The sequence below is a fragment of the Pseudomonas poae RE*1-1-14 genome (assembly GCF_000336465.1).
GTDB lineage: Bacteria > Pseudomonadota > Gammaproteobacteria > Pseudomonadales > Pseudomonadaceae > Aquipseudomonas > Aquipseudomonas poae.
In genome coordinates, this window is the sequence record NC_020209.1 from 3,144,254 (window position 1) to 3,157,667 (window position 13,414).

14 protein-coding genes are annotated in these 13,414 nt (G+C 59.6%); 10 read left to right on the top strand and 4 right to left on the bottom strand.

Going from position 1 to position 13,414, the window contains the following annotated elements:
• Positions 1-57: 57 nt before the first annotated feature.
• The 3 genes from H045_RS13530 to aceK form a co-directional block, all read right to left on the bottom strand.
• A complete protein-coding gene (locus H045_RS13530) occupies positions 58-624 on the bottom strand; it encodes a DUF4276 family protein (protein ID WP_236277546.1) in 567 nt (188 codons plus the stop codon).
• A gap of 8 nt (positions 625-632) precedes the next feature.
• Positions 633-1,820, bottom strand: coding sequence for an AAA family ATPase (locus tag H045_RS13535; protein WP_041931630.1), 1,188 nt, complete (start codon positions 1,818-1,820; stop codon positions 633-635).
• A 101-nt stretch (positions 1,821-1,921) separates the two neighbouring features.
• Positions 1,922-3,631: a bifunctional isocitrate dehydrogenase kinase/phosphatase gene (gene aceK / locus H045_RS13540; RefSeq protein WP_015372637.1), complete on the bottom strand. Its 1,710-nt coding sequence runs from the start codon at positions 3,629-3,631 to the stop codon at positions 1,922-1,924.
• Between the two features lie 160 nt (positions 3,632-3,791).
• Between aceK and H045_RS13545 the strand changes: the two genes are divergently transcribed.
• Positions 3,792-4,691: a DMT family transporter gene (locus H045_RS13545; RefSeq protein WP_003230456.1), complete on the top strand. Its 900-nt coding sequence runs from the start codon at positions 3,792-3,794 to the stop codon at positions 4,689-4,691.
• A gap of 53 nt (positions 4,692-4,744) precedes the next feature.
• Positions 4,745-6,310, top strand: coding sequence for a methyl-accepting chemotaxis protein (locus H045_RS13550; protein ID WP_015372638.1), 1,566 nt, complete (start codon positions 4,745-4,747; stop codon positions 6,308-6,310).
• Positions 6,311-6,408: 98 nt separating this feature from the next.
• Here H045_RS13550 and H045_RS13555 read toward each other — a convergent pair whose 3' ends face one another.
• Complete coding sequence (locus tag H045_RS13555; protein ID WP_003230454.1) at positions 6,409-7,101, bottom strand: alpha/beta family hydrolase; 693 nt, start codon at positions 7,099-7,101, stop codon at positions 6,409-6,411.
• 309 nt (positions 7,102-7,410) lie between these two features.
• Here H045_RS13555 and ccoN point away from each other — a divergent pair, with 309 nt between their 5' ends.
• The 8 genes from ccoN (at position 7,411) to H045_RS13595 (ending at position 13,413) form a co-directional block, all read left to right on the top strand.
• The gene (gene ccoN, locus H045_RS13560; RefSeq protein ID WP_015372640.1) at positions 7,411-8,853 is read left to right on the top strand and encodes a cytochrome-c oxidase, cbb3-type subunit I; all 1,443 of its coding nucleotides are present in this window, start codon (positions 7,411-7,413) and stop codon (positions 8,851-8,853) included.
• Positions 8,853-9,461, top strand: a complete 609-nt coding sequence (gene ccoO, locus H045_RS13565; RefSeq protein ID WP_003230451.1) for a cytochrome-c oxidase, cbb3-type subunit II — start codon at positions 8,853-8,855, stop codon at positions 9,459-9,461. Before ccoN ends, ccoO begins: the two co-directional genes overlap by 1 nt.
• Positions 9,462-9,465: 4 nt before the next feature.
• Positions 9,466-9,651: a CcoQ/FixQ family Cbb3-type cytochrome c oxidase assembly chaperone gene (locus H045_RS13570; RefSeq protein ID WP_003230448.1), complete on the top strand. Its 186-nt coding sequence runs from the start codon at positions 9,466-9,468 to the stop codon at positions 9,649-9,651.
• Positions 9,648-10,652, top strand: a complete 1,005-nt coding sequence (gene ccoP, locus H045_RS13575; RefSeq protein WP_015372641.1) for a cytochrome-c oxidase, cbb3-type subunit III — start codon at positions 9,648-9,650, stop codon at positions 10,650-10,652. The genes H045_RS13570 and ccoP overlap by 4 nt, the downstream gene beginning before the upstream one ends.
• A gap of 122 nt (positions 10,653-10,774) precedes the next feature.
• Positions 10,775-11,029, top strand: coding sequence for a type II toxin-antitoxin system Phd/YefM family antitoxin (locus tag H045_RS13580; protein WP_015372642.1), 255 nt, complete (start codon positions 10,775-10,777; stop codon positions 11,027-11,029).
• Positions 11,029-11,439 (top strand): type II toxin-antitoxin system VapC family toxin, encoded by a 411-nt coding sequence (locus tag H045_RS13585; RefSeq protein ID WP_041931512.1) that lies wholly within the window; start codon positions 11,029-11,031, stop codon positions 11,437-11,439. The genes H045_RS13580 and H045_RS13585 overlap by 1 nt, the downstream gene beginning before the upstream one ends.
• Positions 11,440-11,454: 15 nt before the next feature.
• On the top strand, positions 11,455-12,858 hold the full coding sequence (ccoG, locus tag H045_RS13590) for a cytochrome c oxidase accessory protein CcoG (RefSeq protein ID WP_015372644.1): 1,404 nt from the start codon (positions 11,455-11,457) through the stop codon (positions 12,856-12,858).
• Positions 12,859-12,873: 15 nt separating this feature from the next.
• On the top strand, positions 12,874-13,413 hold the full coding sequence (locus H045_RS13595; RefSeq protein WP_015372645.1) for a FixH family protein: 540 nt from the start codon (positions 12,874-12,876) through the stop codon (positions 13,411-13,413).
• The last annotated feature ends 1 nt before the right edge of the window (position 13,414 follow it).

Here is a 13,414-nt window from a genome sequence, read left to right on the forward strand (position 1 = left end):
CATTTGAAAGTGGCGGGTCGGGCAATGCAACTTACAATACTGGGGATGTCTTGATCCTCAAAGAGCAAGAAGTTCACCCTCTAAACGTTTGATACCTTGCACAAGATTCCGAAAGCTATCAGAGCGTGCGTTATCAATATCAAGGTAGCGTCCTATCTCACGAGAACTTCCTATTTTTTCGTACGTTTGCTTGCTTAAAACCTTCAACTCATGACTGGGCGACGTTAAATAATCTGGACTTCTAAATTTTGCGACATGCTGTTTATTACTGAGTCCCTTAAGACCCAAAGCCGTTTCGACCGCTTTAAGATCGGCCAGATAAAAAGTTTCAAGCTCACGACATGCCACACGCACCAAACTTGCGTCCCCACGGCCCGAAGCATTGCATTTCTCGATCAATCGAGCTTTTAAATTAATACAACTGGGATCGCTATCCTGATCTCGCATGACAAGAAAACGGGCGTATTCATTCACATACCCTTTTATTCTCATGGTCATGCGCTTCTCGAGGTCTTGTTTACCCTCGAAGGCAATCAATCTAAATTCTATTTTTTCATCCAACACTCGGGGAAGAAATGTTTCCAACATAACCTTGGCAGAGCGTTCTTCCAGCAGAATAACCAACTCTCTTCTCATTGAGGGTCTGCTCCGTCGAAAAAGCCCTGCTTCCATAAATAACCAAGCTGATCACCCTCTGCCATATAAGCGCATATTTGAGGATCATCTTTCGCTCTGCGCACTTGTGTCCCACCCTCCTTTTTTACGAGCCAACATACTTCGTCCAAGTCAGCCGCATTTAAAAAATCCGGAGAATGCGTTGAAACCAGAACCTGACCGCCGCGCAAGGCGTAACCTCGAAACTCTTCAGCCAACTCCTGCATCAAGGTTGGATAAAGCTGATTTTCCGGTTCTTCGACACATAACAGCGGGTGAGGCACTGGATCATGAAGCAGCACCATGTATGCGAACATCTTGATGGTACCGTCCGAGACATAACGGTCCAAAAATGGAGTCTTGAACGCGCCGTCCTGAAACCTTAGCGTCAAGTAGCCATCGGCCGTCAATAGCGGTTCAATTGTCTTTACGCCAGGGACTCGCCTGGACATCGTCTCAAGTATTTTCTTGAACTGCTCTGGATGCTGCTCGTACATATATCGCGCGACCAACGGAAGATTGTCTCCAGATTCCGATAAGTGTTCGGAATCCCCAGAGGGTTCTTTTCTGCCACGAGCAGAGCTAATATGAAAGTCGGAAACGTGCCACTGTTCAATCAATTGCCTGAATGCATTAGCGGCTTTGAATTTCTCAAACTGCCCCAGTCCCTTGATGGCTAAAGTATCTGATGCAACCGATTGATACTCGCGATCCAATTCTTCATCCGAGCGCTGAAAATCTTCTTCGTTAGTTATTGCAAAGCCCTGACCATTTTCAAAATCAAGAAAACGATACGGACTACCATAACGCCCACGCTTATAACGAAGAATCTCACGCTTGACGTAAGGAATATTATTCCGATCGCCGATTTCAAGCGAGTAAGTAACCAGACGATTAACACCCGCAATAGGCATTCGATACTGGATCTCTATCAGAATGGTATCTCCGTCACTGTCTCGACTGAGTACTTCGCGAAAACGCCCACGACTGTCCAATGCTTGCCTGACATTCCCCTTCAGACAATCGTGTAAAAATCCAAAAACGTCAAAAAGTGATGTCTTGCCAGCACCATTCGCGCCAACAACAATCAAGAACGGCGGAATATCTTTTAAATGTACGTCACGGAAAACTTTGAAATTTTTTAGCCGAATCGATTCGATTTTCATTGATACCTCGACCATCCGAGCTGTCGTGTGATGAGTAGTCGGGCATTGTCACAGACCACAAAAATAATTGCCAATCATCCCCTATTTCGGCTGTTACAGCCCTATTCAGCGTCAATTCCCCTGCGCCGATAGGGAAACACATCGATAACCTTGCCCTCGCCAATAGCCTTCTGCAGCCCTTTCCAGTAGTCGGCATCGTACAACTCGCCATGCAGCTCATCGAACAGCTTGCGCTGGCCGGCATCGGCAAACAGGAACGGCGGGAATTCTTCCGGGAACACGTCCAGCGCGCCGATGGAATACCAGGGCTCGGAGGCCATTTCGTCTTCCGGAGTACGTGGCGCGGGAATGTGGCGGAAGTTGGCTTCGCTGAGAAAACAGATTTCGTCGTAATCGTAGAACACCACGCGACCGTGGCGGGTGACGCCGAAATTCTTGAGCAGCATGTCGCCGGGGAAGATATTCGCCGCCGCCAGTTGCTTGATCGCCAGGCCGTAGTCGTCCAGCGCTTCGCGCACCTGGGCAGGGTTGGCGCGTTCCAGGTAGAGGTTGAGCGGGGTCATGCGCCGCTCGGTCCAGCAGTGGCGAATCAGCACCGTGTCGCCTTGCACCACGACGGTACCGGCGGCCACCTCCAGTAGTTCGGTCAGGCAGTCGGGGTCGAACTTGCTCAGCGGGAAGCGGAAATCGGCGAACTCCTGGGTGTCGGCCATGCGCCCGACGCGGTCGACGCTTTTGACCAGGCGGTACTTCTCGATCACCGTGGCGCGGTTGACGTTCTTCGACGGCGAGAAACGATCCTTGATGATCTTGAACACGGTATTGAAGCCCGGCAGCGTGAACACGCTCATCACCATGCCACGCACACCGGGGGCCATGATGAAGCGATCATCGGTACTCGCCAGATGGTTGATCAGCGCGCGGTAGAACTCCGACTTGCCATGCTTGTAGAAACCGATGGAGGTGTACAGCTCGGCGATATGCTTGCCCGGCAGGATGCGCCGCAGGAAGGCGATGAAGTCGGCCGGCACCGGCACATCGACCATGAAGTAGGAGCGGGTGAACGAGAAGATGATCGACACCTGCGCTTCGTCAGTGATCAGCGCATCGATCTGGATGCCACGCCCTTCGCGGTGCAGCAGCGGGATCACCAGCGGCCATTGTTCGTCGTGCGTGTAGAGGCGCCCCACCAGGTACGCACCCTTGTTGCGGTAAAGCACCGATGAAAACAGCTCGACGTTCAGGTCCGGGTCCTTGCAGACCCAGTCCGGCAGGCTCTCACGCAATTGCGCCTGGAGACGGCGCATATCGCCGGGCAGGTCGGCGTAGGGCTCGCTGAAGCAGAAGTCGGCGAAGACCTGCGTCAGCAGGTCCGACAGGTTGCCGGCCGGCGTATAGAGGCGGGTTTGCGCCGCCCTCGCCTGGCGCTGAGGCGGCCGCGTGGTGTGGATGAACATGCAGGCGTCGCTGATCAGGTCATGACTGAACAAGCCGCAGAAGATCGAGTTGTACCAGGTCTCGGCCAGCTCATCGTCAACGCGCAGGTCGATCAGGCCGATGTAGGCGCTCTTCACTTGTGGCCAGTTGCTGCTCTGCAGCAACTGGGTGCTGTCGACGCTTGCCCGCAGGCGCGCCGTCACTTCGGCAACTTTCTCTTCATACAGGTTGATCCGCGCCGCCGACGCCGCCTGCCCCTGCTGCCACTGGGCCTTTTCGAAACGCTCACGGGCGCCATCGGTGATCCGACGAAAGTGCTCACGGTAATCGTCGAAGCCGTCAAGCAGGGTGCGGGCAATGGCGAGGGCAGACATGGGAGAACCTCGAACGGGCATCGGGAAGCCCTGAGCTTAGCGACTCAACGAGGTTCATGAGAAGACTTCAAACGCCGGTGGTGCGGTTCTTCGTTTAAAGCGATTGTGTCAGGCCGCCCACTGGGCAACACTCGCCGCCTTAGTGAAGTAGGAATTTCCCGTGAGACCTGTCGACACCCTGTACTTGCTGGGCCTGGCTGCCATCTGGGGCGCGAGCTTTCTGTTCATGCGCATCATCGCGCCGGAAATCGGCAGTGTGCCGACAGCGTTTTTCCGTGTGTCGATCGCCGCCGCCGGCTTGCTGGTGATGCTCACGCTGATGCGCGTGCGCTGGGATTTCCAGGGCAAATTCAAAACCGTACTGCTGCTGGGCGTGATCAACTCCGGGATTCCCGCCACGATGTACTCGGTGGCCGCCCAGGTACTGCCGGCGGGTTACTCGGCGATCTTCAACGCCACCACGCCGCTGATGGGCGTGTTAATCGGTGGTGTGTTTTTCAGCGAACGCCTGACCCGCTCGAAATTCGCCGGGGTGTGCCTGGGCCTGTTCGGCGTCGGTGTGCTGACCCGTGCCGGGCCGGTGGCGTTTGACCTGCCACTGCTGACGGGTGCGCTCGCGTGTCTGCTGGCGACCACCTGCTACGGGTTTGCCGGGTTTCTGGCGCGGCGCTGGCTGGACCGGCAAGGCGGGCTGGACAGCCGTCTGTCCGCATTGGGAAGCATGCTCGGCGCCACCCTGTTTCTGTTGCCGCTGTTCGCCTACAGCACCATTAGCCATCCCCCGGCGAGCTGGGGCGGCTGGCAAGTGTGGACGTCGCTGCTGGGATTGGGGCTGGTGTGCACGGCGTTTGCCTACGTCCTGTATTTTCGCCTGCTGACCGCCATCGGCCCGGTGAAGTCGATGACCACAACCTTTTTAATCCCGCCATTCGGCGTGCTGTGGGGCGCGCTGCTGCTGGATGAGCCGTTGTCGATGGCCCATGTATATGGCGGCGTGTTGATTGGCGGGGCGTTGTGGCTGGTGCTGCGGCCACAGCGGATTGTTGCAAAAATAATCTAAATAAACCTCGAATACGGCCGATAACACGCGAAAGCCTCACGGATTGAACTGCCATGCGTAATAACCAGCCCGTTACCCAGCGCGAACGTACCTTCCCTGCCCAGCAACGGTTGATCTCCACCACAGATGCCAAAGGGGTTATCACCTACTGCAACGACGCTTTCGTCGAGATCAGTGGGTTCAGCCACGACGAACTGATGCGCGCACCGCACAACCTGGTGCGTCACCCGGACGTTCCGGCGGCCGTCTTCGCGCACATGTGGACCACGCTCAAACAAGGCCTGCCATGGATGGGCATCGTCAAGAACCGCTGCAAGAGCGGTGATCACTATTGGGTCAACGCCTATGTGACGCCGGTCTTCGATGGCAGCCAGGTGATCGGCTACGAGTCGGTGCGCGTCAAGCCCACCGCCGAGCAGATCCGCCGGGCCGAAGCGCTCTATCAACGCATCAACCAGGGCAAGTCGGCGATTCCCCGGCGCGATAAATGGCTGCCAGTGCTACAGGACTGGCTGCCGTTCATCCTGGTCAGCCAGTTGAGTTTCATGATCGGTGTATCGCTCAATTCCCACTGGGGCTTTGCCCTGGCGGCAGGGTTGTCGGTGCCGTTGGGCCTGCTGGGCCTGCGCTGGCAGCAGCGCGGCCTCAAGCGCTTGCTGCGCCTGGCCGAGCAGACCACCTCCGACCCGTTGATCGCGCAGATGTACACCGACAGCCGTGGCGCCCAGGCGCGTCTGGAAATGTCGATCCTCAGCCAGGAAGCCCGTCTTAAAACCTGCCTCACGCGCCTGCAGGACACGGCCGAACATTTGAATGCCCAGGCACTGCAATCCAACACCTATGCGCACAACAGCTCCAGCGGCCTGGAACGTCAGCGCGTGGAAACCGAGCAGGTGGCCACGGCGGTCAACCAGATGGCGGCGACCACCCAGGAAGTCGCCAGCCACGTGCAGCGCACGGCGGACGCGACCCAGGAAGCCAATCGCCTGACCGGTCGCGGTCGCGACATCGCCGGGGAAACCCGCGAGGCGATTCAGCGCTTGTCGGTGGCGGTGGGCGAAACCGGCGTGACCGTGACCCAGTTGGCCAAGGACAGCGATGAAATCGGCGGCGTGGTCGACGTGATCAAGGGCATTGCCGACCAGACCAACCTGCTGGCACTGAACGCCGCCATCGAAGCGGCGCGTGCCGGTGAGATGGGCCGAGGGTTTGCCGTCGTGGCGGACGAAGTACGCCAACTGGCGCAACGCACCACCGAGTCCACCGGGCAGATCCATGCCTTGATCGCCAAGCTGCAACAGACCGCCAACGCCGCCGTGCAGACCATGGACGCCGGGCGTCGTCAGTCCGAAGAAGGCGTGACACGGGTGACGGAAGCGGACCAGGCACTGGTGGGCATCAGCGAAGCGGTGGCGCACATCACCGACATGACCACCCAGATCGCCGCCGCGACCGAAGAGCAAAGCTCGGTGGCCGAGGAGATCAGCCGCAATATCAGCACCATTGCGTTACTGGCGGACCAGACCTCGGAGCAGGCGATGAACTCGGCGCAGTTGAGCGAAGAGCTGACCCATACGGCCAATTCCCAGTATTCGCTGGTGGAGCGTTTCAACCGGTAATCGCTATCGGGAGCAATCCCCCGCCCACCTTTACGGTGTTCACACGTTTTTATGGGTGAACACCGTAGAGGTGGGAGGGGCTTGCTCCCGATGAGGCCCTAACAACCTCCGAGAAACTCAACCACCCTCACCGCCGCAGCCTCCAGATGCTGCTCATGACTGAACCCCGACGCCTTCAGCGGCTTCAAGTCATGGTCCCCCGCCACCAGCCACATCACCTCGATGGCCGGCGACAACGCATACCCCTCCACTGCCGTGCGATTGCCCAGCGCATCGCGCTCGCCCTGCACGATCAAGGCAGGTGTCTTCAACGCCGCCAAATGCTCGACCCGGGGTTTTTCCGGTTTGCCCACCGCGTAAAACGGATACCCCAGACACACCAGCCCGTCGGCCGCCAACTCATCGGCCAGCAAACTGGCCATGCGCCCGCCCATGGACTTGCCGCCAATCGCCAGTTTGCCAGCGACATGGCATCGCACCTCGGCATACACCTCACGCCAGGCCTCGAGCAGTTTCGGCGCGGGGTTCGGCGGGCGTTTGCCGCCGTCCAGTCGACGCTGGGCCATGTAGGGAAACTCAAAGCGCACGACGTTAACGCCATGCCCGGCAAGGCGTGCAGCCATGTCGTTCATAAACCCGGAGTCCATCGGCGCGCCGGCGCCATGGGCCAGGATCAAGGTGACCGCATCCCCTGACGCGCCGTGAGCGGCGGCATCCCACAACCAGCCGCGCTCCTGCACACGTTGTGCCCACTGATTACCGTCAATACTTGCCTTGTGCCGTTTGCCCACGCTCGCCTCGCTATTGAGTCAGTCTGTCGCTCGTGAACCTTACAGCAAGACCGTCCATCACCCCATGCAGGCCCCACCCACACCGCGCCTGCAACGCCAGGTTTGCGTGCAGAACAGGCGCGGAAATATTCCTGTCCACTTGATCAGCTTTCAATTTCGGATATTACCCCTACACTCAGCACGGAAAAGCCGCAGAATCTGGCGTTCAACCTGGTTGAAGGCGGTGATCACATGCGTTGCAATGGCCTCTCGCTTTCTCCATACTGCGGCCGTTTTATCCATAAAAATACTAAATCGTGGAACCCCGGAATGAGCACAGCCACTCGCCCGACTGCTTATAACTACAAGGTCGTCCGTCAGTTCGCCATCATGACGGTGGTCTGGGGCATCCTCGGCATGGGGCTCGGCGTGTTCATCGCCTTGCAACTGGTCTGGCCGCAATTGAACTTCGATCTGCCCTGGACCACCTTCGGTCGCCTGCGCCCGTTGCACACCAATCTGGTGATCTTCGCTTTTGGTGGCTGTGCGTTGTTTTCCACCTCCTACTACGTGGTGCAGCGCACCTGCCAGGCGCGCCTGATCAGCGACAGCCTCGCCGCGTTCACCTTCTGGGGCTGGCAAGCCGTGATCATCAGCGCCATCGTCAGCCTGCCGCTGGGCTACACCACCACCAAGGAATACGCCGAACTGGAATGGCCGATCGCCATTTTGCTGGCGATCGTATGGGCGGCCTACGCGGCGGTATTCTTCGGCACCATCGTCAAGCGCAAGACCCGGCACATCTATGTCGCCAACTGGTTCTACGGCGCGTTCATCCTGGTGACAGGGATGCTGCACATCGTCAACCACGCGTCGTTGCCGGTCAGCCTGTTCAAGTCCTACTCGGCCTATGCCGGCGCGACGGACGCGATGATCCAGTGGTGGTACGGGCACAACGCCGTCGGCTTTTTCCTCACCACCGGTTTCCTCGGGATGATGTACTACTTCGTGCCCAAGCAGGCCGAACGCCCCATCTATTCCTATCGCCTGTCCATCGTGCATTTCTGGGCGCTGATCACCCTGTACATCTGGGCCGGCCCCCACCACCTGCACTACACCGCATTGCCCGACTGGGCGCAGTCCCTGGGCATGGTGATGTCGATCATTCTGCTGGTCCCCAGCTGGGGCGGCATGATCAACGGCATGATGACCCTGTCCAGCGCCTGGCATAAGCTGCGCACCGACCCGATCCTGCGTTTTCTGGTGGTGTCGCTGGCGTTCTACGGCATGTCGACGTTCGAGGGGCCGATGATGGCGATCAAGACCGTCAACGCGCTGTCCCACTACACCGACTGGACCATCGGCCATGTCCACGCCGGAGCCCTGGGCTGGGTGGCGATGATTTCCATCGGCGCGCTGTACCACATGATCCCCAGACTCTACGGCCGCACGCAGATGCACAGCATCGCGCTGATCAACAGCCACTTCTGGCTGGCCACCATCGGCACCGTGCTCTACATCGCCTCGATGTGGGTCAACGGCATCACCCAGGGCCTGATGTGGCGGGCGATCAACGATGACGGCACGCTCACCTTCTCCTTCGTGCAAACGCTGCAGGCCAGCCATTCGGGCTATGTCGTGCGGGCCGTGGGCGGGGCGATCTTTGCCAGCGGCATGCTGCTGATGGCCTACAACGTCTGGCGCACCATGCGCGCCTGCGACCCGGTACAAGCCGAAGCCGCCGCCACCATCGCCGTTGCGGGAGCGCACTGATGAAACATGAAGTCGTCGAGAAGAACATCGGCCTGCTGGCCTTCTTCATGGTCATCGCCGTGAGCATCGGCGGGCTGACCCAGATCGTCCCGCTGTTTTTCCAGGACGTGACCACCAAGCCCATCGAAGGCATGAAACCGCGCAGCGCACTGGAACTGGAAGGCCGTGACGTGTACATCGCCAACGGTTGCGTGGGCTGTCACTCACAGATGATTCGTCCGTTGCGCGCCGAAACCGAGCGCTACGGCCACTACTCGGTGGCCGGCGAAAGCGTGTGGGATCACCCGTTCCTGTGGGGTTCCAAGCGCACCGGGCCGGACCTGGCGCGGATCGGCGGGCGTTACTCGGATGACTGGCACCGCGCGCACCTGTACAACCCGCGCAATCTGGTGCCGGAGTCGAAAATGCCGGCGTACCCGTTCCTCGTCGAAAACACCCTCGACGGCAAGGACACGGCGAAGAAGATGCAAGTACTGCGCACCCTGGGCGTGCCCTACACCGACCAGGACATCGCCGGCGCAGCCGCCGCCGTGAAGGGCAAGACCGAAATGGACGCACTGGTGGCCTACCTGCAGGGCCTGGGCACCCTCATCAAGAGCAAGCGGTGATCGCATGGATATCGGAATGATTCGTGGCCTGGGCACCCTGGTGGTCATGGTGGCCTTCATCGGCCTGGCGTTGTGGGTGTTCAGCCCACGGCGCAAGGCTGAGTTTGACGAGGCCACCCTGCTGCCCTTCGCGGATGACCCGCAGGCGCTCCGGCACGTCGAGCAAACCATCAGGGATGACAAGCAATGAGTACGTTCTGGAGCCTGTACGTCAGCGTGCTCAGCCTGGGCACCCTGTTCGCTATCACCTGGCTGCTGCTGTCGACCCGCAAGGGCCAGCGCAGCGAGCAGACCGACGAGACCGTCGGCCACTCGTTCGACGGCATCGAGGAATATGACAACCCGCTGCCCAAATGGTGGTTCATGCTGTTCATCGGCACCCTTGTCTTCGCCGTCGGTTACCTGGCGCTGTACCCGGGCCTGGGCAATTGGCAGGGCCTGCTGCCGGGCTACAACTACCTCGACAACGACCGGCAGACGCCCTTCGCCAACGGCAAGACCGGCTGGAGCTCCGTGCATGAATGGGAAAAGGAAATGGCCCAGTCGCAGGCGAAGTTCGGACCGATCTTCGCCACCTTCGCCGCGATGCCGATCGAGGACGTGGCCCGTGACCCGAAGGCCTTGAAGATGGGCGCTCGCCTGTTCGCCTCCAATTGCTCAGTGTGCCACGGCTCCGATGCCAAGGGCGCCTACGGCTTCCCCAACCTGACCGACGCCGACTGGCGCTGGGGCGGCACGCCTGACGCCATCAAGGCGTCCATCCTGAAAGGCCGCCAAGCGGTGATGCCGGGCTGGGCCGCCGTCATCGGCGAGCAAGGCGTGGCCGACGTGGCAGGTTTTGTGCTGAGCAACCTCGACGGCCGCACCCTGCCCGAAGACACCAAGGCCGACGTGGCCAATGGCGCAAAACTGTTCGCCGCCACCTGCACGGCCTGCCACGGCCCGGCCGGCAAAGGCAATCCCGCCATGGGCGCGCCGGACCTGACGCACCCGGGTGCATTCATCTACGGATCAAGCTTCGCCCAGCTGCAACAAACCATCCGCCATGGCCGCCAGGGCCAGATGCCCGCGCAGGAACAACTGCAGGGCAATGACAAGGTGCATGTGCTGGCGGCGTATGTGTACAGCTTGTCCCATGGCGATGAGAAAACTGAGGAGCACGTCAAACCCGTCGAAGCCCCCGCACCGTGAACGCTGAACGAAGACTTCGTTTTTTCTGCCCTGGATGCAGACCGTTCATAGCCTCAGGCTTGTTCACCACAAAGCAAAAGTAGTAACGTGCCTACATCAAATTCAAGAAAGGGGAACGCCCCATGACTATCACGACGATTTCCAGCCGCGAATTCAACCAGGACACAAGTGGTGCCAAAAAAGCGGCCCGCCAGGGTCCGGTTTTCATCACCGATCGCGGCAAGCCTGCTCATGTGCTGCTAAGCATTGAGGACTACCAGAAACTGACAGGTCTCAACGCCGATATCGTTGACCTGTTGGTGATGCCGGAAGCGGCCGATATCGACCTCGACACCAGGCGCGCCGTGATCACTCATCGACCTGTGGACCTCTCTTGATGTATTTGCTCGACACCAACGTCATCTCCGAACTTCGTAAACCCTGGGCAGACGCGAACGTGGTCGCCTGGGCCAAAAGCATTATCGCAACGCGCATGTTCATCTCGGCGATCACATTAAAAGAGCTGGAAACAGGCGTACTGCGCATGGAGCGACGAGACCCGGCGCAGGGCAAGGTGTTGCGTAGCTGGCTAAAGCGCCACGTGATGCCGGCATTCGATGCCAGAATCCTCCCCGTTGACGCAGCCGTGGCATTGCGTTGCGCCAACCTGCATGTGCCCGACCAGGCCAACGAGAGTGACGCATTGATTGCCGCGACTGCGCTGGTACATGGACTCACGGTGGTCACCCGTAACATCAGTGACTTCCAATCCAGCGGCGTTCCACTGATCAATCCATGGGACCAATGACCGGCCGATGCCATGATGAGCAACCAGATACCGGTACATGACGTCACCCCGCCCGAGAAAACCGTTGATCTCTACGCGTCACGAGAGAAGATCTACACGCGCGCGTTCACCGGCCTATTTCGCACTGTGCGCATGCTGGGTGGCGGCGCATTGCTCCTGCTGTATTTCGGCACTGTCTGGCTCGACTGGGGTGGCCATCAGGCGGTGTGGTGGAACCTGCCGGAGCGCAAGTTCTTCATTTTTGGCGCCACCTACTGGCCCCAGGACTTCATCCTGCTGTCGGGCATCCTGATCGTCGCGGCGTTTGGCCTGTTCTTCATCACCGTGTACGCCGGGCGAGTGTGGTGCGGCTATACCTGCCCGCAAAGCGTGTGGACGTGGGTGTTCATGTGGTGCGAAAAGCTCACCGAGGGCGACCGCAACCAGCGTATCAAACTGGACCAGGCGCCGATGAGCGCCGGCAAATGTCTGCGCAAGTTGACCAAGCACACGCTGTGGCTGTTGATCGGCCTGGTCACTGGCCTGACCTTCGTCGGTTACTTCTCGCCGATCCGTGAACTGATCGTGGAGTTCTTCACTGGCCAGGCCGATAGCTGGGCGTATTTCTGGATCGGTTTCTTCACCCTCGCCACCTATGCCAACGCCGGCTGGTTGCGCGAGCAGGTGTGCATTTACATGTGCCCGTATGCGCGTTTTCAGAGCGTGATGTTCGACAAGGACACCCTGATCGTCTCCTACGACCCGCGCCGTGGCGAAGTGCGTGGCCCGCGCAAAAAAGACAGCGACCACAAGGCTCAGGGCCTGGGCGACTGCATCGACTGCACGCTGTGCGTACAGGTGTGCCCCACCGGCATCGACATCCGCGACGGCCTGCAAATCGAGTGCATCGGCTGCGCCGCCTGTATCGACGCGTGCGACAGCGTCATGGACAAAATGGAGTACCCGCGCGGCCTGATCAGCTACACCACCGAACACAACCTGTCCGGGCAGAAAACCCATAAGCTGCGCCCGCGCCTGATCGGTTACGCAGGGGTATTGCTGACGATGATCAGCCTGCTGGTGGCCGCATTTTTCCTGCGTCCGCTGGTGAGCCTGGATGTGAGCAAGGACCGTGTGCTGTTCCGAGAAGACGCCGAAGGCCGCATCGCAAACGTCTACAGCCTGAAGATCATGAACAAGGACCAGCGCGACCACCTCTACCTGCTCAGCGCCACCGGCCTGCCCGACCTCAAGCTGCAAGGCCGGCGCGAAATCAGGGTGGCTGCCGGTGATACCGTCAGCCTGCCGGTGGAACTGTCGAGCGCGCCGCAGCAACTGCCGTCGAGCGCCAACGAAGTGACATTCATCCTCACGGATGCCGATGATGCCAGCATCCGGATTGAAGCCGGCAGCCGCTTCATCGGCCCGCACGTTCGATAACCAGAGATCCGAACAATGCCCCCAGCCACTGCCGCAAGCCCCTGGTACACGCACCTCTGGCCCTGGATCATCATCGCGATCCTGGCCTGTTCGGTGACGCTGACCCTGTCCATGGTGACCATCGCGGTGAACAACCCCGACAACCTGGTCAACGACAATTACTACGAGGCCGGCAAGGGCATCAACCGCGCCCTGGACCGTGAACGCCTGGCCCAGACCCTGCAACTGCGCGGCAAGCTGCATCTGGACGACCTCACCGGGGAAGTCGAGCTGCGCCTCACCGGCTACAGCAACCCGAACACCCTGCAACTCAACCTGATTTCCCCGACCCAGCCGCAAAAGGATCGCAGGATCGACCTGACCCGCAGCGACAGCGAGCCGGGCCGCTACATCGGCCAGGTCTCCGACAGGGTCGAAGGCCGGCGCTTCGTCGAACTGCTGGGGGTGGAAGGCAACCAGACCTGGCGCCTGTTCGAAGAGGAAGACGTCAGCCACGACAAGGACCTGCTGCTGGGTGACGAACCACTGCAGGGCGCCGAGGAGCTGAAGCAATAAA